The sequence below is a fragment of the Bradyrhizobium sp. JYMT SZCCT0428 genome, assembly GCF_018131075.1.
GTDB lineage: Bacteria > Pseudomonadota > Alphaproteobacteria > Rhizobiales > Xanthobacteraceae > Bradyrhizobium.
Window position 1 is genome coordinate 169,675 of sequence record NZ_JAFCLS010000004.1, and the last position, 19,005, is coordinate 188,679.

A 19,005-nucleotide genomic window follows, 5' to 3' on the forward strand; every position below is an offset into this window, starting at 1 on the left:
GCCTCGCCCCACCCTATCCCTCCTTCGGCGGATACTTGCGCAGGAAACGCTCGAGCTCCGGCTGCACGGAATAAGGCGTCGGTATCGGATCGCCGGCCGGATCGACCGCAATATCAAGACAACGGCGCAACGTTCGCGCCAGCTCCGCGCGCCGATAAGGCTTGGTCAAAAGCGGAATCCCGTGGCCTGCGCGGTTTTTCAGCGGCAGCGCGCCGTCGCTGTAGCCGGAGGTGAAGAGCACCCGGAGCGACGGCCGGCGGGCCATCAGCGTTTCGGCCAGTTGCCTGCCGTTCATGCTGCCGGGCATCACGACGTCGGTGAAGAGCAGATCGAACGCCGCGCCCCGATTGACGATGGCGAGGGCCTCGTCGGCATTCGAGGCCACGATCACCTTGTAGCCGAGGCTCTCGAGTTGCATCGTCACATAGTCGCGGATCTTGCGGTCGTCCTCGACGCACAGGAGCGTTTCGCTGCCGCCCTGCACAGGCGAATCCTCGTCCTGTGCCGATGGCTGGAGCGCACTGGTGTCGGCTTTCGGGAGATAGATCGTGAACGTCGTGCCGCTTCCCTCCTCGCTGCGCACGTCGACGCTTCCGCCCGACTGCTTGGCGAAGCCGAACACCATGCTGAGGCCGAGCCCGGTTCCCTGGCCAACCTCCTTGGTGGAAAAGAACGGTTCAAATATCTTGTCGAGAATACGCTGCGGAATCCCGGTGCCGGTGTCGCTTACTTCGACGGCGACATAATCGCCGGCGCGTTCGACGCCGCGGACCACGGCCTCGGGCACGCCCAACCTGATATTGCCGGTCGCAATGGTCAGCTTTCCACCGTTTGGCATTGCGTCCCGGGCGTTGATGGCGAGGTTGACGACCGCGGAGGAAAGCTGGCTGCGGTCGACGAATGCCGGCCACGCTTCGTCGCTCAAGGCGGCCTCGATTTCGATATCCTTGCCGAGGGTTGGCGCGAGCAATCGAACGGCTTCGCGAACGAGATCATTGACGTCGATCTCGGCCGGCTGCAGCGGCTGCTTGCGGGCGAACGCCAGCAGGCTGGCGGTGAGGTTTGCACCGCGGTCGGCGGCGTCGCTGATCAGCTTGGTAATCGATGCCAGGTGCGGAACGTCCTTGACGCCATCGGCCAGAATTTCGATCGTGCCCGTGATCACCGTGAGCATGTTGTTGAAGTCATGGGCAATGCCTCCGGTCAGTTGCCCGACCGTCTCCATCTTTTGCGCCCGGATCAGTTGCTCCTCGGCGAGGCGCCGCTGGGTGACGTCCCTGACAAAAGAGTTGATGATGTAACCGTCGCCGCGACGCAGCGCCGTGAGCGACACTTCAACAAAAAACTCGTGCCCGTCCCGATGCAGCGCCGGCGCCTCATAGCGCATGCCCATGGCGCCACCGGCGGTCTCACGCAGGAATTGGGCGATCCGCTGCCGGTGCGCCGCGCGAAGGTGTTCGGGAAACACCAGTTCGACCAGCTTCACACCAACCGTCTCCGCCCGCGTCCACCCGGTCAAGGCTTCGGCCTGCGGACTCCATTCGAGAACGAAGCCGTTTTCGTCGGTCTGGACGAAGGCGTCGAGCGCGGTGCTCACGATGGTCTGCGCCATCTGTTCGCTGTCGACCAGGGCCTGCAGGGCGCGCTTTTGTTCGGTGACGTCGCGGAGCACGGTCACCGCCCCGCAAAGCCTGCCGCGTTCGTCGCGCAACGGCCGGGCGTTGGCGACGATGTACGCTTTTGCGCGGGACCCTTCGGGCTGCACCATGAGTTCGAAATCATCGACATGTTCGCCGCGCAGCGCCCGCGCCAGCGGCGAATCCGGGATCGGCAGTGGCGTGGTGCCGTCCGAAAGGAAACAGGCGAATTTTCTTACCCCCGCCAGGCTGTCGAAGCCGCGGTCCACACCCAGCAGCTGGCGGGCTGCGCCGTTGGCAACGACGACCACCGCATTCTCGTCGGCCACGACAACGCAATCGCGGATGCTTTCGACCGTGTTTTCCAGCAGGTTTGGCCTGGCGCCGAGCTGGCCCGACAATTCGGCGAACGCCGCTGATAGCGGGGCCATCTCCCGGCTACCTTCGGCAGGCATCGCAACCGGCTTGCCGCGCGACAGCCCTTCGACCGCCCGGGTCATTTGGGTCAGCTGCCGGGACAGCGAGCCCGCGATGGCGGCCGCAAGCACCAGCGCGAGCAAAATCGCGATCGCCCCGACGACCAGCGTCGCGCGGCCGAAACCATCACCGAACACAGCAAGTGCGCAAATGGTGCCCACGACCAGGAACACCATCGCGAACGCAAGGCGGCTCCTCAAAGTCATGACGACCAACTGCCCAATAAAATCGCTAAGAAAACCGCCAGAGAAACCGCCCAGGAAATGATAACGACAATGGTGTGAGTATGAATGCGGGTCCGGCGCCTTGCGCCGATTGTTCGGCGCCCTCAGCTACCCCAATGCATAGCCGAGTTCTGGGCCGCGCTCCCGCGTTTTCGGTTCCGTAGAATTACGGAGAGCACCCCGGAGAAATGGATATTTCGAATCAAATTATACCCCGAATATCCTGGCGTAGCGCGCCTTGATCTCCTCGCTTTGCGCTTGCACGGCGGCGGGATCGGCCTTTAGCAATTTCAGATTCGCCAGCGGGATGTGCTCGCCCTTCTCCTTCACCTGCGCGTGAAACGAGCGGTGGGCGAACACGTCGACCAGCATCTGCTGGGTCTCGGCGCTGAAAAAGAAGTTCTGAAATAATCTTGCCGCGTTCGGATTGGGGGCGCCGCGGAAGATTCCGGAGGGAACGATGATCGCCCCCTCGGTCGGGTAGACCACCTCGACCGGTTTGCCCTGGTCCTTGGCGAGCACCAGATTGTAGTCGTTGCCGTCGGCCATGATGGCACGCTCGCCGAGCAGGATCTTCTTCGGTGGATCGGCGGCCGACTGCACCTGCATGACCTTCTGCTGCGCGAGTTTCTCCAGATAGACCCAACCGAGATCGCGCGTCAGCACGAAGGTCGCGGTCAGAATCGCGCCGCTGTAGCCGGGATGGCCCTTGACGATCTTGCCTTGCCATTTCGGGTCGAGCAAATCGGCATAGCTCTTTGGCGCTTCCTCGCGCTTGACGAGATTGGTGTTGTAGCCGATCGCCTCTAGCCAGGCGCAGGACGTCGCGTGCATGCCATCAGGGTCGATCTGATCGGCGGGGAAATGTTTGGCGACCTCCGCCGGCAGGTAGGCCGCGAGCCAGTTGTTCTTTTTCCAGTCGAGATAATGCGCCGGGTCGGTCGAGTTGGCGACGTCGACGGCGTTGATGCCGCTGCCCTGCTCCTGCGCGATGCGCTGGAAGATCCGCTCCGCGCCGGAGCGCTCCACCCGGACGCTAATGCCCGGATATTTGGCCTCGAACGTCCGCGCCACCCGCTCGGCGGTGTTGAGCTCAAGCGCCGTATAGAACGACACCTTGCCCTCTTTCCTGGCAGCCTCGATCAAGGCGGGCGTCACTTCGGATGGCGGCGGCGCCGCGGCGCGCAACGGTTCGGCGAATAAAAGGCCGGCAACGGAAGCCGTCGACGCCTTCAACAGGTCGCGTCTCGACCATCGGCGGTCCCGCATCGCACCCTCCCCCTTTGTAGCCCGACCGTTGTTCGGCCGCCTGTTCGTTCGAAACCGCCTTCTAGCTCGCCCGCTGATGCGCCTTGAGCGCCTCGCCGAACGCCTCAAACAGCGCACGGTTGATCGGATTGCGCTGCGGGTCGTACTCCGCATGCCACTGCACGCCGAGCGCAAAGCTAGGTGCATCGGCAATGCGAATTGCCTCGATGGTGCCGTCTTCCGCCACGCCCTCGATGACGACGCGCTCGCCGGGATCGAGAATGCCTTGCCCATGCAGCGAGTTCACGCGAATGGTTTCGCAGCCGAGCAGCTTTGCAAAAGCGCCGTCCGGGGTGAGATGGACGTCGTGCCGGTCGGCAAAGATCACCAACGGATCGGGGTGGATTTCGCCGTTCTCCAGCCGCGGCATGCGGTGATTCATGCGGCCGGGGATTTCGCGAATCTCCGGGTGCAGCGAGCCGCCAAAGGCGACGTTCATTTCCTGCAAGCCGCGGCAGATGCCGAAGATCGGTACGCCGCGGGCGACGCAGGCTTCCGCCAGCGCAAGGGCGACGTCGTCACGATGAATATCGTAGGGCTCGTGCCTCTCATGCGGCTCGGTCTTGAAGCGGGTCGGATGGACATTGGCTCGGGCGCCTGTCAGCACCACCCCGTCGACCGCTTCGAGCAAGGCGCCGATATCGGTAATCTCCGGCGATCCCGCAAACATCAGCGGCAGTGCGCCCGACACGTCGGCTACAGCGCGGAGATTGCGCTCTCCGACCATCTGGGTTGTGAAACGATTTTCGATGCGATGGGCGTTCCCGATCACACCGACCACGGGCCGTCTCATCGCCAAATTTCTGCTTTCATCGTCCTGCGCAAGGATCTTCTAGGTTGAGCCATGATTGTGGCCGATCATGCCTGCGAGATCGTGCCGGATCAACATGATATGCTGCCCAGTTCTGCTTTACAGCTCCGCGCAAATCCCAGGCCGTGCCGGCACGATTGGCGTCAGAATGGCCGCAAGGCACACGTTTTGGCGCGCGGAACGGCCTGACGCGCGGCAAAGGCAAGCTACTTCCGCGTAAAGGCTTCCCTGGCATCAACAGCCTCGACGCCGGGCAAACCGGCCGCCCGAAGCGCCGTCGCGGCGGAATTGTCGGCGCTGTTCAGCCAGGGCAATTTTGTCTGGACGGCGCGGGTCACCGGCTCGCCCAGCACGCCGCCGAAATCGAGCGGCCAGAATCCGTTCGGCACCGCCTCGGCCGATATCCCGTGGAGGCGATATCCCTTCCCCAGTACAGCCTCCGCTTGGTCAGGCTGTACGTTGCGCGCGGTCCCGGGATTGGCCGGATCGGCAAACGTCACGAGCACAGGGGTCAGCGCGCCCGTTATCGGCACGATGCCGGTCTGGCGGTTCATTTCGTTGAACGACACGCGCTTGCCGTCGCCGGCGGCGGCCGTATAGGCGCGCAGGGCTACGTAATTGATGCCCTCGAGTTCGAGTTTCTTGTCGATATGCGCCAGGAGCGCGACCAGATTTTTGCCGGCGCCGAGGTCGACGTAAACGGCATCACCCACGGTGCGGGTTGGGCCGATACCGCTGTAGCCGCGATACGGGTGGACCGCCACGACTCCGCTCGCCGATTTGCGTCCATCGGGGGTCTCGACTTCGACGGTCAAGCGATATTTGTGGCCGGGACGATTGATCCTGATCTGGTCGCCGATATAGATCGCCGCCAGCAGCGCAACCGGCCCCAACCATTTGAAATTCATCTCATCCTCGCCGAAGCGCCCGTCGCTGGAGCCCTTTCCGTTCCGATGGAATCGGAACGGAGCTCCAGATTCTTGATTTGACGCGTTTTCTTGACGCGAACCGGCGTCCACTTCGCTGGAAAACGCTTTAGTTACCCTGCACCGCTTGGCACACCGGGCATGGCAGCGTCAAACCGGCGCGTGCCTCGCCGCTTGATCCCGGGCGAATTTTCGCGAAAGACTGGTGCGGGATATTCTGCAGGAAGGAATCAACGTGACAGGTCCGGCTGACGGTCGTCTTTTGGCCCGCAACGATCTGGCGTGGGCGATCTCTGTCGGAGGCATCGGCGTCGTGCTGTTCACGGCACTCTTGCTGTTCACCTGGTTTTTTGCTGCGACCCTGTTCCTGATCTTTGCCGGCGTGCTGCTCGGCGTCGCGCTCACCGCGATGGCCAATATGCTCGGCCGCGTGGTCAAACTCCCGCATTCGCTGCGGCTCACCGTCGTGGGCCTGGTGTTGGCCGGGCTCCTGTCGGGTATTCTTTTTCTCGGCGGCGCCACTATCGCGCAACAGACCAAGGTGTTGAGCGACACGATCAAGTCGCAGTTGGTCGACCTCAAAGCCTTCCTGGACAGGAATGGAGTCGACACCAGCTTTTTCGACTTCGGCAGCCTCAATGCGGCTTCGGATGCGTCTGCGCCGGCGGCGCCAACAACGCCGCATAGCCTTCCCAGCGCCAGCACCATCGCATCCAGCGGCGGCGCCATTTTCAGCCAGAGCCTGAAGCTGATCCTGGGCACCGTGAGCGCGGTCGGAAACTTCTTTATCGTGCTGTTTCTGGGCCTCGCCTTTGCCGTGCAACCGAGCGTTTACCGCAACGGGCTGTTGTTCATGGCCCCGGCCAGGCACCGCGCCCGTGCCACCATCATTATCGACCGCATCGGCTGGACGCTGGAGCGCTGGCTGATCGCGCAGATCATCACCATGGCCGCGGTGTTCTTTGTCACCTGGGTCGGACTTGCCATCATCGGCATTCCCAGCTCGTTCATCCTGGGCATCCAGGCCGGGCTGCTCGCCTTCATTCCGACGGTGGGCGCGATCCTCGGCGGGCTGATCGTGGTGCTGGCGAGCCTCGCCTCCGGATGGGTCGCGGCGCTCAGCGCGTTCATCCTGTTCCTCGGCGTGCACGCGCTGGAAAGCTACGTGCTGACGCCGATCATCCAGCGCCAGGCGCTGGATATTCCGCCCGCCACGTTGTTCGCGTTCCAGATCCTGCTCGGCGTCGTGTTCGGCATCTGGGGGCTGGCGCTGGCGCTCCCCCTGATGGCGATCGCCAAGGTCATGATCGACCATTTCAAGGCCGAAAAGACGCTGGCCTAAACCTAGCCCGCCGACGTCAGCACCGTCTCGGTGTGCTCGACCTCGGGCGGCGCCGCAAAATACTGCCCGACCAGGCCGCGCCACGCCGTGAAATCTTCGGAGCCGCGGAAATCGACGGTGTGATTTTCCAGCGTTTCCCATTGCGCCATCAGGCGATAGCGCTGCGGCTTCTCAATCGACTTGTGGAGCTCAAACCCCTTGCCGCCCTTGGCGCGCAGGAACAGCGGACGCGCCTTGGCTACCGCGGCCTCAAAATCCTTCTCGGTGCCGGGCTTGACGTCGATCTGTGCGATTTCGGTGATCATTGATGAAGGCCTTCTGCTGGGAATAACCGTCTCTAGAGCCTTTTCCGTTCCGATGGAATCGGAACGGGGCTCTAGATTCTTGTTTTGACGCGTTTTCTTGCCGCGAACCGGTATCCACTTCGCTGGAAAACGCTCTAACCCAGCCGGGCACAAAGAAAAAGGCGCCTCGCGGCGCCCTTACATCAGCATCTCGAAAGCTCGGCTCAATTGAACAGCAGCACTGCGCCCACGACCATCATTGCGCAACCGGTGAACAGGATGGCAGGCCAGCGCGTTCTGCGCTGATCGTAGCGGCCCTGCGCCCGGCGCTCGGTGATGAGCGCCGTCTCGAATTCTTCCGAGCTGGAGAACATGCAGGCGAAGCCGCCACGGGCGGAGACGGCGGCCGCTTCGAGCGACATCAGCGCAGCCTGGGGGTTTCGCGAGCGTATCGATTCCATAAGTAAATAATATGGACCGAATGGTAAACGCGAAGTTACCGCCACGTTTTCCTTCAGCGCGTTTTCAAGCAAAAACCTGTCCCGCACATGATGCGGGATGGCTACCGGTTCACGTCAGGAAAACGCGTCAAAACAAGAGTCTCCGGTTCTGATCAAATCAGAACCGATCAGCTCTAGGTCGCGGCGGCCTGTGCACGGACCGGCGCCGGAAGGCCCGCGGTCTTGCGCCGCCAGTGTTCCAGCGACAGCGGCAGCTCTTCGGCGGCCTCGACGCGATTGCGGCCGCTGCGTTTGGCCTGATAGAGCGCGGTGTCGGCCGCCGCCAGAAGCACCTCGAGCTCGGTGCCCGCCGGCCCGCCGGCCACGCCGATGCTGACGGTGGTATCGACCGGCCCTTCCTCGCACACGATTCCGGACGCCTCGAACGCTTCACGCACGCGCTCGGCCACCAGCACGCCCTCGTCCAGCGCACACGGCAACAGCGCGGCGAACTCTTCGCCGCCGATGCGGCCCGACAGATCGCTGATGCGCAGATTGTTGACCACGACGGTGGCAAACAGTTTGAGGATTTCATCGCCCGCCGGATGGCCGAAACGGTCGTTGATGCCCTTGAAATGGTCGATGTCGAAGATCATCACCGTCACCGGCCGGCCGGCCGTGGCCTCGCGTTCAATCACCCGCGCACAGGCCTCGGCAAATCCACGACGGTTGAACATGCCGCTCAAGGGATCGATCGACGCTGCCGTCTTGTGCACGGTCACGGCACGATCCGACACCAGCATGAAGATCACGAACACGGTGCCGATCGCATAGAGCACGAGTTCGATCGAAAACGCCGTCACCCAGACGCTGCTGTAGAAGGTTTCGTCATGCGGACGCAGGAGATCGCCGAGCAGGATCGGCAGCATCAGCACGCAGCCATGCATCACAGGCACCGCAACGGTCGGCCAGCGCTTCTGCATGCTGCGCCGCCGCTCGCTCCACAATTCCGAGGCGGTCAGCGCTGCATAGATCGCAACGATCAGCGCACCAACGGTCAGGCGCATCGCAGGATCCAGCCACGGCAAGGCCACGGACACCCCAATCCAGGCGATCGCGCCGAACACCAGCCCCGGCAGATTGGGCTTGCGGCCGAGGAAGACGCGCGCGGCATTCCAGACCATGCCGCAGGCGATGAAGCCGACCGCGTTCAACGCCAGCGTCAGCGGTCCGCCAAGTGCGGCGCCGCCGACGGTCCAGATCGCGACCGAGGCCGCACCGAGCAGATAGGCCGTGCCCCACCACTTCAACGCCGGGACATTTTCCTGCTTGCCGAAGAAAATGAGCATGGCCCCGAGCATGCCCGCAACCATGGTTGCGAACAGATATAGCGTGGACGTATCGAACGACATGAGCCCCACCGTAAAGTGTGATGCAATGCTGGGAGCGTATTTGGAAATGTGATGCTGCGCCCCCGCAGAACTGGCACGCTAGGCCGCTCGGGTTCCAATTTCGTGTGTACGCGCACGAAAGTTTTCGTGAAAATCTGCGTTAATTCATCTCTAAACTAAATACAAAAAGGGCGCTGAAAAGCGCCCTTTTTCCTCGTTGATGAATGCAGCAATCGCTGCAAATTTTAGCGAAGCAATTAGCGCTTCGAGAACTGGAACGACTTGCGCGCCTTGGCGCGGCCGTACTTCTTGCGCTCCACGGTGCGGGAGTCGCGGGTCAGGAAGCCGCCCTTCTTCAACACGCCGCGCAGATCCGGCTCGAAGCAGGTCAGCGCCTTGGAGATGCCGTGACGCACGGCACCCGCCTGGCCCGACAGACCGCCGCCGGCAACCGTGCAGATGACATCGTATTGGCCGGCACGTGCAGCTGCGACCAGCGGCTGCTGGATCAGCATGCGCAGAACGGGACGCGCGAAATAGACTTCGACTTCGCGGGTGTTGACCAGGATCTTGCCGGCGCCCGGCTTGATCCAGACGCGGGCGACCGCGTCCTTGCGCTTGCCGGTGGCGTAAGCGCGGCCGTATTTGTCGACCTTCTTGACGTATTTCGGGGCATCCGGCGTTGCCGGCTTCAGCTGCGACAACTGGTCGAGCGACTGCATGGTATCGGACATCTTATGCGGCCCTCATGTTCTTGCGGTTCATCGAAGCGATATCAACCGTCTCGGGCTGCTGGGCTTCATGCGGATGTTCGGCACCGGGGTAAACGCGCAGATTGCCCATCTGCACGCGGCCGAGCGGACCGCGCGGGATCATGCGCTCGATGGCCTTCTCGACCACGCGCTCGGGGAAACGACCCTCGAGGATCGACTTCGCGGTGCGTTCCTTGATGCCGCCGATGAAGCCGGTGTGCTTGTAGTAGACCTTCTGGTCGCGCTTGCGACCGGTCAGAACGACGTGCGCCGCATTGATGATGACGACGTGGTCGCCGCAATCGACGTGGGGCGTGTAGGTGGGCAGGTGTTTGCCGCGCAGACGCATGGCGACCAGGGTAGCGAGCCGTCCGACCACCAGACCTTTGGCGTCGATCAGCACCCACTTCTTCGTCACCTCGGCGGGCTTAGCCGAAAAGGTTTTCATGTGAGGAAATCCGTGAAAGGGGACTGCGGCGCAGGCTGCGCCGAACTGCGCGGTTTCTAGAGAACCGCACGCGGCGCGTCAATGCCAAATGACGATAATTATAGCAGCAAAAACAACGGCTTATAAATATGGTGTTATATTACCGTATAAAAGCCTATTTGTTTGGAATGGAATAGGTCGACGTCACGTGCGCGATCGGATCGGGCGACGTGCCCGACAGCAGATTGACTTCCCCCACCGCCAGCCGCTTGCCGAGCTTCAACAGCCGCGCTGCGGCCAGCACGTCCTGTCCAGGCTGGCCCTTGCGCAGGAAATTGATGTTGAGACTGGTGGTCACGGCAAGCCCAACCGGTCCGATCGCCGACAGCAGCACCACATACATTGCGAAATCGGCCATCGCCATCAGCGTCGGGCCCGATACCGTGCCGCCCGGGCGGAGCATGTTATCGTTGTAACGCTGCCGCAGCAAACAGGTCTCGCCATCGGCGCTTTCGATGGTGATATCGCCGCCTTTGAAGGCTTGCGGGAATTCGTCGTGGAGGAACTTCTCCAGTTCAGCCACGCTCATTTTCGCTGCCGCCATGCTGACCCCTGCCCTCGCTTCAGATCGCCTGTTACATTAAGTTGTCATCAAAGCCCAAACAAAACCCAAGAAAACCACTGAGTGGAAATTTTTGAGATGTCGCCCCAGACCGCCCGCGCGCCCGCCCCTCAATCGCCGATCCTGCTGCGCGAGCGGGTTGGCAGCGTCGCCGTGCTTACCTTGAACCGATCAGCGGCGCGCAACAGCCTGTCGGAGGGCTTGATCGCCGAACTACATGCGGCGCTGAAGGACATTCACGACGACAAGAATGTACGCGCGCTCGTCATCGCCGCCAACGGCCCGGCGTTCTCGGCCGGTCACGACATGAAGGAACTGACCGCGCGCCGCAGCGATGCCGATCGCGGCCGCGCCTATTTCGCAGAGATCATGAACGCCTGCAGCGCGATGATGCAGGCGATCGTGCAGTTGCCGAAGCCCGTGGTTGCCGCCGTTCAGGGCGTCGCCACCGCCGCCGGCTGCCAGCTGGTGGCAAGCTGCGATCTGGCGGTCGCCTCCGAGGCCGCGAGTTTTGCTACGCCCGGCGTCGATATCGGGCTGTTCTGTTCGACACCGATGGTGGCTTTGTCGCGCAACGTGCCGCGCAAGCAGGCGATGGAAATGCTGCTCACCGGCGAGCCGGTGGACGCGACGACGGCGCAAAGCCTCGGCCTCGTCAACCGCGTGGTTCCATCCGGCACCGAACGCGATGCGGCGATCGCACTCGCGCAGAAGGTCGCGCTCAAATCCGCCTACACCATCAAGCTCGGCAAGGAAGCTTTCTATCGCCAGGTCGAAATGAACCTTGCCGACGCCTATCGCTATGCCGCAGAGGTGATGACGGAAAACATGATGGCGCGCGACGCCGAGGAAGGCATCGGCGCCTTCATCGAGAAGCGCGAGCCGAAGTGGCAGGATAGATAGTTTCCGTCATTGCGAGCGCAGCGAAGCAATCCATCGACACCAAGCAAGGAAAGCTGATTTGCTTCGTCGCTTCGCTCCTCGCAATGACGCAGGGAATCATAAATGAACCACGACGCCTACGACGACAATTACATCCGCGCGATCCTCAACAGCGTGAAATCGATCGCGATGGTCGGCGCCTCGCCGGTCAACGTGCGACCGAGCTACTTTGCGTTCAAATACCTGGCACAACGCGGCTACGACATGATCCCGGTCAATCCCGGCCATGTCGGCAAGAGCCTGCTCGGCAAACCCTTCGTTGCTTCGCTCGGGGATATCGACCGCCCGATCGACATGATCGACATTTTCCGCAATTCCAGCCACATCATGCCTGTGGTCGATGAAGCCCTGAAATTGTCGCCGCTGCCGAAGGTGATCTGGATGCAGCTCGGCGCGCGCGACGACGCCGCTGCGGAAAAAGCCGAAGCCGCCGGCATGAAGGTCGTGATGAACCGCTGCCCGAAGATCGAATATGGACGGCTGTCATCGGAGATTTCCTGGATGGGCGTCAACTCGCGAACGCTCAGCTCCAAGCGCGCGCCAATCCCGACGCAGGGTATGCGGCTGTCGCTGAACCGGATGAGCGTCGGGGGCGGTGAAACCGCTGCATCCGACCGCGCCGCGAAAAACAAGAGCGAGCCATAGCGTTTTCAAGCGAAGTGGGTACCGGTTCGCGCCAGGAAAACGCGTCAAAACAAAAAACAGAGCCGACCAGGCTCTGTCGTAACGCAGATGCGAAACGATTGTTTCCCAAACGTGGCCAACGGCGCGGAGCGCCGCCCGTCTACAGGCTCCCTGAAGCACGTCCGTTCCTAATCCACGATATGTGAAACGGTCGCCTTGACGGCGGACGCGGCTTGCGATCAGCATGCCGCGCATTTTCGACGAACCAAAAACAGGATGCATAGAATGACCGATCGCCACCCGGGATTTTCCACCCTTGCCGTGCATGCGGGCGCGCAGCCTGATCCGACCACCGGCGCGCGGGCGACGCCGATCTATCAAACAACGTCTTTCGTGTTCAACGACGCTGATCACGCGGCGTCCCTGTTCGGCCTGCAGGCCTTCGGCAACATCTATACCCGCATCGGCAATCCGACCAACGCGGTGCTGGAAGAACGCGTTGCCGCACTCGAAGGCGGCACCGCCGCGCTTGCGGTCGCGTCCGGACACGCCGCCCAGGTGGTGGTGTTCCAGCAATTGCTGATGCCGGGCGACGAGATCATTGCCGCGCGCAAACTCTATGGCGGATCGATCAACCAGTTCACCCATGCCTTCAAGAGTTTTGGCTGGAACGTCGCATGGGCGGATTCAGATGATATCGCAAGTTTCGAACGCGCGGTGACGCCGCACACCAAGGCGATCTTCATCGAGTCGATAGCCAATCCCTCCGGCAGCATCACCGATATCGAGGCGATCGCCGCCGTCGCCCGCAAGGCCGGCGTGCCATTGATCGTCGACAACACGCTTGCCACCCCCTACCTGATCCGCCCGATCGATCACGGCGCCGACATCGTCGTGCATTCGCTGACGAAATTTCTGGGCGGTCACGGCAACTCACTCGGCGGCATCATCGTCGATGCCGGTACCTTCGACTGGTCGAAGGACAACAAGTATCCGATGCTGAGCGATCCGCGCCCCGAATATCACGGCATCAAGCTGCAGGAGACGTTTGGCAATTTCGCCTTCGCGATCGCCTGCCGCGTGCTCGGCCTGCGCGACCTCGGCCCGGCGCTGTCGCCGTTCAACGCCTTCATGATCCTGACCGGCATCGAGACGCTGCCGCTGCGGATGCAGAAGCATTGCGAGAACGCCAAGGCGGTCGCGGAATTTCTCGCCGGCCACCCCAAGGTGGCCGCGGTGAACTACGCAGGTCTCGCCGGCGACAAGTACAACAACCTCGCGCGAAAATATGCACCGAAGGGTGCCGGCGCGGTGTTCACCTTCAGCCTCAAGGACGGTTATGACGCCGGCGTCAATCTGGTGTCGAACCTGAAACTGTTCTCGCATCTGGCCAATGTCGGCGACACCCGCTCGCTGGTGATCCACCCGGCCTCGACCACCCACAGCCAGCTCGACGACGCCGCCAAGGTGAAATCGGGCGCCGCCCCCGACGTGGTCCGGCTGTCGATCGGCATCGAGGACAAGGAAGATCTGATCGCGGATCTGGAGCAGGCGCTGACGGCCTGAGGGCCATCGCACGTCGTATCGCCACGACTCGTCGTACCCCGCGAAAGCGGGGTACCCAGCGCCGCGGCCTATCGGTTTATCAACTGCGGGTCACCCGCCCCCGTCAGCCATTGCGCACTCTGGCGGGGTGACGACAGCTGGTCGCCGCCGCCTCCCAGCCGGCCATTTGGCCCGAAATCACAAGCCTCTCATTAACGGTCATTCCGGCATAAAGTGGCGGTGAGCTGCCCTTGATGATTCGGAGCAAACGATGCTGCGCTGGATGACGCCATTTCTGGTCGCTATTTTCGCGATCGGAACTGCTGCCGCGGACGAGAGCCCCGGCACCGCCAAGGCCACCGATGGCCCCGCAGCAGCAAAGCCTGCCGACAGCCCGGCCGCTACCACATCCCCCAAAAGCCCAACCGTAGCGAAGCGCGCCGATAATCCGACCGCCGCCAGGCGCGCCGCGGTTCGCGCTGCCAGGCAGTTGCCGCCAGGCCTGCCCCGCGCGCACTACAATTACCGGACCACGGTCGCTCCTGCTGCAGCGCCGCTCTACGTGCGGCGCGGCCGGCAATTGGTGGTGGTCGAGGAAGCCGATCCCGACGTGCTGTTCACGCCGGTCGGCGTCGTCCCCTATGCGCCGCTCGTAAACGGCGTGCCGTTACTGCCGGGCTCCAACACCCTGCCGGGCTATTATGGGACCAGCCATTCCTACAGCTATGATGGCCCCTATTACGGCGGCCCCTACACGCCCTACTGGAGCCGCCTGCCTTATGCTGGCGGCGTCTACGGCTATCGCTAGCCACGATTGCAACAGAAACGGACTTTTGGACGTGGCAGGGCCACCGCGAAAAACTAAGACACCGGATTCCAGGCGCGCGATCACCGCCGACCTGGTCGCCGTGCTGGTCGCGGTGACCGACGGCCAACCCAAGATCATGACGATCGCCAATGCGGGTGCGCTACCGAGCGGGCCGTTCGAATTCAAGCACCGCTCGCTGCAATCAGGTTTGCGGGCCTGGGTCGAAGCGCAAACCGGCCATCCGCTCGGCTACGTCGAGCAGCTCTATACGTTTGCCGATCGCGGGCGGACCGGCGATGGCCCATCGCCCCACTCCGTCTCAATCAGCTATCTCGGGTTGACCCGCGAGGATCAGGTCGCCGACGGGGCGTCGGCGCATTGGTCCGGCTGGTATGATTATTTCCCATGGGAAGATCATCGGGAAGGGCCGCCTTCTCTGCTGGCGAAGCTGCTGACGCCGCGACTGCGCGCATGGGCGAAATCCGCGCCCTCGGCGGCGTTGCAGCGCGAACGATGGCAGCGTGCCGCGATCACCTTCGGGTTCGAAGACCGCGAGTGGAATGAAGAACTCGTGCTGCAACGTTACGAGCTGCTATTTGAGGCCGCGCTCATTCCCGAAGCGGTTCGCGAAAGCGGCAACGCGGCCACGCTGGTGCCCGGCCGGCCGATGACGGCCGATCATCGCCGCATTCTCGCGACCGGAATCGCAAGACTTCGGGCCAAGATCAAATATCGCCCCGTGGTGTTCGAGCTGATGCCGGCGGAATTCACCCTGCTGCAACTGCAACGCAGTGTTGAAGCGCTTGCAGGACGGCTGGTCCACAAGCAGAACTTCCGCCGCCTGATGGAACAACAGCAACTCGTTGAGGACACTGGCGCAATCGCCGCCGACACCGTCGGGCGACCCGCCAAGCTGTTCCGCTTCCGCCACGCCGTCCTGGCCGAACGGGCCGTCGCCGGAACCAAGCTGCCGCTTTCGCGCACTTGACTTAGGTTATGCTCAGGATAAGTATAAGCCAGATATGCTCATGGAGAGTATAAATGGCCAGTCTCAGTTCCGACGCCCTCGCCCGCACCGCGCCGCTTTATGAGAGGGTGAAACGCGTAATCCCGCCGCCCGAATGGGCAACCTTCGCAGACGACGTCGACGCCATCCTCGAGCTGAAGCGAACGCGCAACGCGGTCATCCTGGCGCACAATTACCAGACGCCGGAAATCTTCCATGGCGTCGCCGACATCGTCGGCGACAGCCTGCTGCTCGCGCGCGAAGCCACCAAGGTCGACGCCGATATCATCGTGCTCGCCGGCGTGCACTTCATGGCCGAGACGGCCAAGCTGCTCAATCCGCAAAAGATCGTCCTGATCCCCGATCTTGCGGCCGGCTGTTCGCTCGCGGACTCGATCACCCCGGCGGACGTGCGGCTGATGCGCCAGCGATTTCCCGGCGCGCCCGTCGTCACCTATGTCAACACATCCGCCGCGGTGAAAGCGGAATCCGACATCTGCTGCACCTCGGGCAATGCGCTCAAGGTGGTGGAGTCGCTCGGCGTCGACCGCGTCATCATGCTGCCGGACGAATATCTGGCGCAGAACATCGCCAGGCAGACCGACGTGAAGATCATCGCGTGGAAGGGCCACTGCGAAGTGCATGAGCTCTTTACGCCCGACGACATCAGGCAGATCCGCGAGAACCACCCCGGCGTCACTGTTCTGGCGCACCCGGAATGCCCGCCCGAAGTGGTGGCGGAGGCTGACTTCTCCGGCTCGACGGCGGCGATGTCCGGCTACGTCGAACAGCAGCGCCCGCCCCGCGTCGTGCTGCTGACCGAATGTTCGATGAGCGACAACGTCGCGGTGCTGCATCCCGATGTCGAGTTCATCCGGCCCTGCAATCTGTGCCCGCACATGAAGCGGATCACGCTGAAAAATATCCGCCATGCGCTGGAGACCAATCAGCACCAGGTGACGATCGATCCCGCGATCGCCGCCCCCGCGCGGCGCGCCGTCGAGAGGATGCTGGCGATATGAGCACGGATATTTCAGCGCTGGCCAACCGGCCGGTGATCATCGGCGGCGGCGCCGCAGGATTGATGACGGCGCTGCACCTGGCGCCGGAGCCGGTGCTGGTGGTGTCGAAGGCCCCCTTGGGTGCGGAAGCCTCCAGCCTGTGGGCGCAAGGCGGACTGGCGGCGGCGATGGGCGCGGACGACGACCCTGCCCTGCATCTCGCCGACACCATCGCTGCCGGCGCCGGGCTTTGCGACGAAACCACTGCAAGCCGGATCGTCCACGCGGCGCCCGCGGCGGTCGAGCATCTCACGCAACTCGGCGTCGCCTTCGACCGGCGGCCGGATGGACGCTGGAGGCTCGGCCTCGAAGCCGCCCACAGCCGCAACCGGATCGTTCATGCCACCGGCGACGGCACCGGCCGGGAGATCATGCGGGCATTGATTGCGGCGGTACGCCGCTGCCCAACCATCACGCTGCTGGAGGGTGTCGAGGCGCGCCGGCTGATCGTCGAGGACAACGCGGTCAAGGGCGTGCTCGCCGTCAACGCGCAAGGTCCGCAGGTGATCGATACCGGCCGCGTCGTGATCGCGACCGGCGGGATCGGAGGACTGTTTCTCGACAGCACCAATCCGGCCGGCTGCTTCGGCCAAGGACTGGCACTGGCGGCGCACGCGGGCGCCAAGCTTTCGGATATCGAGTTCATCCAGTTTCATCCAACCGCGTTCGATGGCCCGTCGCGGCCGATGCCGCTGCTCACCGAGGCTATCAGAGGCGACGGCGCAACCCTGATCGACGAGACCGGAGAGCGCTTCATGGCGGATGAACCCGGCGCCGAACTCGCAGCCCGCGACATTGTCGCGCGCGCCGTGTGGCGCCGCCGCGCCGAGGGACATCGGGTGTTCCTCGATGCACGGAAGCATCCGGGCAAGGATTTTGCCGGGCGTTATCCCGTCATATCAGCGTTCTGCAAGATGGCCGGGATCGATCCTGCGACCGATCCGATTCCGGTGCGGCCCGCGGTGCACTACCACATGGGCGGCATTGCCGTGGATCTCGAAGGCCGCAGCACGGTCAGCGGCCTCTGGGCCTGCGGCGAAGTCGCCCGCACCGGCCTGCACGGCGCCAACCGCCTTGCCAGCAATTCGCTGATGGAAGCCATTGTCTGCGCCGAGTGGGTTGCGGGGAGCGTCAGCAGGGCGAGCCGCGGGCCATTGAAGGCGCGTGCGCCCCTTATGGCCCTGCCCGCCTCCGATCCATCGACCCTGCGGCCGATGATGTCGCAAGGCCTCGGCGTGCTCCGCGACCGCAACGCGATCGGTCGGCTGGTTCGGGGCCTCTTGCCGCTCGCGAACCGAGACGGCGCGGCATCCGATCCGGCGCTGGTGGGTCTCATGATCGCCGTCGCCGCATACCAGCGCGAGGAGAGCCGCGGCGGACACTTTCGTACCGATTATCCGGACACGCTGCCGTCGGCCTCGCCGTCATCAATCTCGCTTTCCGAGGCGCTGGAAGCCGCTCGCGAGATCGCCGAATCTGACACCTTGTCTCTTGGGAGTGCCCAATCATGACGCTGAATCCCCTGCTGCCCATCATGTACGAACCGATCGTGCGGACCGCCCTTCTGGAGGACCTCGGCCGGGCCGGTGACATCACGGCCGATGCGATCGTTCCCGCCGACCAGCAGGCTGCGCTGGTGCTGCGCGCGCGGCAGGCCGGCGTCGTGGCGGGTCTCGACATCGCGCGCTGCGCCTTTCAGCTCGCGTCGCCGGCCATCACGCTCCGCGCGGAGCGGCCCGACGGCAGTGTTGTCGCACCCGGCGAAATCATCGCGACCATCGAAGGCCCGGCACGCGGTTTGCTCACCGGCGAGCGGACGGCGCTGAACTTCCTGTGTCATCTCAGCGGCGTTGCAACGGCCACCGCCTCGCTGGTGTCGGCCGCGAAGGGGACGAAGGCGCAGATCGTCTGCACGCGCAAGACGACGCCGGGGCTGCGGGCGCTGGAAAAATATGCCGTGCGCGCCGGCGGCGGCGGCAATCATCGTTTTGGCCTCGACGACGCCATCCTGATCAAGGACAACCACATCGCGCTGGCCGGCGATGTCAGCACCGCGGTTCAGCGCGCCAAGGCGCATGCCGGCCACCTCGTCAAGATCGAGGTCGAGGTCGACACCCTGGCGCAGCTCGAACAGGTGCTGGCGATCGGCGTCGACGCGGTACTGCTCGACAACATGTCGAACGAGGAGCTCAGGCAGGCCGTGACCATGACCGATGGCCGAGCCATTACCGAGGCTTCCGGCCGCATCACCGCCGCCACCGCGAAGGCAATCGCGGCGACCGGCGTCGACCTGATTTCGGCCGGCTGGATTACGCACAGCTCGGCCGCGCTCGACATCGGACTCGACTATCTCGACCTCAAGCGGCAGGCCGCTTGAG

General features: G+C 63.4%; 19 protein-coding genes. 9 read left to right on the plus strand and 10 right to left on the minus strand.

The window, feature by feature from the left end; genetic code table 11:
• Window positions 1-13: 13 nt before the first annotated feature.
• From JQ575_RS05790 to JQ575_RS05805, 4 genes are all read right to left on the minus strand, one after another.
• Window positions 14-2,320, minus strand: a complete 2,307-nt coding sequence (locus JQ575_RS05790) for a PAS domain-containing sensor histidine kinase (protein WP_249166457.1) — start codon at window positions 2,318-2,320, stop codon at window positions 14-16.
• 225 nt (window positions 2,321-2,545) lie between these two features.
• Window positions 2,546-3,607 carry an extracellular solute-binding protein gene (locus JQ575_RS05795; RefSeq protein ID WP_212032284.1) on the minus strand — a complete coding sequence of 354 codons (1,062 nt, stop codon included), beginning with the start codon at window positions 3,605-3,607 and terminating at the stop codon, window positions 2,546-2,548.
• Between the two features lie 61 nt (window positions 3,608-3,668).
• Window positions 3,669-4,439: a gamma-glutamyl-gamma-aminobutyrate hydrolase family protein gene (locus JQ575_RS05800; RefSeq protein WP_192733475.1), complete on the minus strand. Its 771-nt coding sequence runs from the start codon at window positions 4,437-4,439 to the stop codon at window positions 3,669-3,671.
• Between the two features lie 224 nt (window positions 4,440-4,663).
• Complete coding sequence (locus JQ575_RS05805) at window positions 4,664-5,365, minus strand: hypothetical protein (RefSeq protein WP_212032285.1); 702 nt, start codon at window positions 5,363-5,365, stop codon at window positions 4,664-4,666.
• A gap of 253 nt (window positions 5,366-5,618) precedes the next feature.
• On the opposite strand from JQ575_RS05805, the gene JQ575_RS05810 reads away from it, so the two are divergent.
• Window positions 5,619-6,725, plus strand: coding sequence for an AI-2E family transporter (locus JQ575_RS05810; protein WP_212032397.1), 1,107 nt, complete (start codon window positions 5,619-5,621; stop codon window positions 6,723-6,725).
• Between the two features lie 2 nt (window positions 6,726-6,727).
• On the opposite strand, the gene JQ575_RS05815 is transcribed toward JQ575_RS05810, so the two are convergent.
• The 6 genes from JQ575_RS05815 to JQ575_RS05840 all read right to left on the minus strand — a co-directional run bounded on the left by JQ575_RS05815 (window position 6,728) and on the right by JQ575_RS05840 (window position 10,623).
• Window positions 6,728-7,030, minus strand: a complete 303-nt coding sequence (locus JQ575_RS05815) for an antibiotic biosynthesis monooxygenase (protein WP_192733478.1) — start codon at window positions 7,028-7,030, stop codon at window positions 6,728-6,730.
• Between the two features lie 203 nt (window positions 7,031-7,233).
• Entirely contained in the window at window positions 7,234-7,470 is a 237-nt protein-coding gene (locus JQ575_RS05820) for a hypothetical protein (RefSeq protein ID WP_212032398.1), read from the minus strand.
• A gap of 173 nt (window positions 7,471-7,643) precedes the next feature.
• A complete protein-coding gene (locus JQ575_RS05825) occupies window positions 7,644-8,861 on the minus strand; it encodes a GGDEF domain-containing protein (RefSeq protein WP_212032286.1) in 1,218 nt (405 codons plus the stop codon).
• A gap of 236 nt (window positions 8,862-9,097) precedes the next feature.
• Window positions 9,098-9,574 (minus strand): 30S ribosomal protein S9, encoded by a 477-nt coding sequence (gene rpsI / locus JQ575_RS05830; RefSeq protein ID WP_212032287.1) that lies wholly within the window; start codon window positions 9,572-9,574, stop codon window positions 9,098-9,100.
• A 1-nt stretch (window position 9,575) separates the two neighbouring features.
• A complete protein-coding gene (gene rplM / locus JQ575_RS05835; RefSeq protein ID WP_212032288.1) occupies window positions 9,576-10,040 on the minus strand; it encodes a 50S ribosomal protein L13 in 465 nt (154 codons plus the stop codon).
• Between the two features lie 154 nt (window positions 10,041-10,194).
• On the minus strand, window positions 10,195-10,623 hold the full coding sequence (locus JQ575_RS05840; RefSeq protein ID WP_212032289.1) for a PaaI family thioesterase: 429 nt from the start codon (window positions 10,621-10,623) through the stop codon (window positions 10,195-10,197).
• Between the two features lie 96 nt (window positions 10,624-10,719).
• Between JQ575_RS05840 and JQ575_RS05845 the strand changes: the two genes are divergently transcribed.
• The 8 genes from JQ575_RS05845 (at window position 10,720) to nadC (ending at window position 19,004) form a co-directional block, all read left to right on the plus strand.
• Window positions 10,720-11,544 (plus strand): enoyl-CoA hydratase, encoded by an 825-nt coding sequence (locus JQ575_RS05845; protein ID WP_212032290.1) that lies wholly within the window; start codon window positions 10,720-10,722, stop codon window positions 11,542-11,544.
• 102 nt (window positions 11,545-11,646) lie between these two features.
• Window positions 11,647-12,228, plus strand: coding sequence for a CoA-binding protein (locus JQ575_RS05850; protein WP_212032291.1), 582 nt, complete (start codon window positions 11,647-11,649; stop codon window positions 12,226-12,228).
• Between the two features lie 264 nt (window positions 12,229-12,492).
• Entirely contained in the window at window positions 12,493-13,773 is a 1,281-nt protein-coding gene (locus tag JQ575_RS05855; RefSeq protein ID WP_212032292.1) for an O-acetylhomoserine aminocarboxypropyltransferase, read from the plus strand.
• A 250-nt stretch (window positions 13,774-14,023) separates the two neighbouring features.
• Window positions 14,024-14,560 carry a hypothetical protein gene (locus JQ575_RS05860; protein WP_212032293.1) on the plus strand — a complete coding sequence of 179 codons (537 nt, stop codon included), beginning with the start codon at window positions 14,024-14,026 and terminating at the stop codon, window positions 14,558-14,560.
• A gap of 31 nt (window positions 14,561-14,591) precedes the next feature.
• Window positions 14,592-15,548: an NrtR DNA-binding winged helix domain-containing protein gene (locus tag JQ575_RS05865; protein ID WP_212032294.1), complete on the plus strand. Its 957-nt coding sequence runs from the start codon at window positions 14,592-14,594 to the stop codon at window positions 15,546-15,548.
• Window positions 15,549-15,601: 53 nt separating this feature from the next.
• Window positions 15,602-16,588, plus strand: coding sequence for a quinolinate synthase NadA (gene nadA / locus JQ575_RS05870; protein ID WP_212032295.1), 987 nt, complete (start codon window positions 15,602-15,604; stop codon window positions 16,586-16,588).
• The gene (locus JQ575_RS05875) at window positions 16,585-18,138 is read left to right on the plus strand and encodes an L-aspartate oxidase (protein ID WP_212032296.1); all 1,554 of its coding nucleotides are present in this window, start codon (window positions 16,585-16,587) and stop codon (window positions 18,136-18,138) included. The genes nadA and JQ575_RS05875 overlap by 4 nt, the downstream gene beginning before the upstream one ends.
• Window positions 18,135-19,004, plus strand: a complete 870-nt coding sequence (gene nadC, locus JQ575_RS05880) for a carboxylating nicotinate-nucleotide diphosphorylase (protein ID WP_212032297.1) — start codon at window positions 18,135-18,137, stop codon at window positions 19,002-19,004. The genes JQ575_RS05875 and nadC overlap by 4 nt, the downstream gene beginning before the upstream one ends.
• The last annotated feature ends 1 nt before the right edge of the window (window position 19,005 follow it).

Coding starts and splice junctions, on each gene's coding strand:
- JQ575_RS05855 (WP_212032292.1), top strand. CDS start 12,493: ATGACCGATCGCCACCCGGGATTTTCCACCCTTGCCGTGCATGCGGGC.
- JQ575_RS05850 (WP_212032291.1), top strand. CDS start 11,647: ATGAACCACGACGCCTACGACGACAATTACATCCGCGCGATCCTCAAC.
- rpsI (WP_212032287.1), bottom strand. CDS start 9,574: ATGTCCGATACCATGCAGTCGCTCGACCAGTTGTCGCAGCTGAAGCCG.
- JQ575_RS05825 (WP_212032286.1), bottom strand. CDS start 8,861: ATGTCGTTCGATACGTCCACGCTATATCTGTTCGCAACCATGGTTGCG.
- nadA (WP_212032295.1), top strand. CDS start 15,602: ATGGCCAGTCTCAGTTCCGACGCCCTCGCCCGCACCGCGCCGCTTTAT.
- JQ575_RS05840 (WP_212032289.1), bottom strand. CDS start 10,623: ATGGCGGCAGCGAAAATGAGCGTGGCTGAACTGGAGAAGTTCCTCCAC.
- JQ575_RS05875 (WP_212032296.1), top strand. CDS start 16,585: ATGAGCACGGATATTTCAGCGCTGGCCAACCGGCCGGTGATCATCGGC.
- JQ575_RS05815 (WP_192733478.1), bottom strand. CDS start 7,030: ATGATCACCGAAATCGCACAGATCGACGTCAAGCCCGGCACCGAGAAG.
- JQ575_RS05800 (WP_192733475.1), bottom strand. CDS start 4,439: ATGAGACGGCCCGTGGTCGGTGTGATCGGGAACGCCCATCGCATCGAA.
- JQ575_RS05860 (WP_212032293.1), top strand. CDS start 14,024: ATGCTGCGCTGGATGACGCCATTTCTGGTCGCTATTTTCGCGATCGGA.
- rplM (WP_212032288.1), bottom strand. CDS start 10,040: ATGAAAACCTTTTCGGCTAAGCCCGCCGAGGTGACGAAGAAGTGGGTG.
- JQ575_RS05845 (WP_212032290.1), top strand. CDS start 10,720: ATGTCGCCCCAGACCGCCCGCGCGCCCGCCCCTCAATCGCCGATCCTG.
- JQ575_RS05805 (WP_212032285.1), bottom strand. CDS start 5,365: ATGAATTTCAAATGGTTGGGGCCGGTTGCGCTGCTGGCGGCGATCTAT.
- nadC (WP_212032297.1), top strand. CDS start 18,135: ATGACGCTGAATCCCCTGCTGCCCATCATGTACGAACCGATCGTGCGG.
- JQ575_RS05795 (WP_212032284.1), bottom strand. CDS start 3,607: ATGCGGGACCGCCGATGGTCGAGACGCGACCTGTTGAAGGCGTCGACG.
- JQ575_RS05820 (WP_212032398.1), bottom strand. CDS start 7,470: ATGGAATCGATACGCTCGCGAAACCCCCAGGCTGCGCTGATGTCGCTC.
- JQ575_RS05790 (WP_249166457.1), bottom strand. CDS start 2,320: ATGACTTTGAGGAGCCGCCTTGCGTTCGCGATGGTGTTCCTGGTCGTG.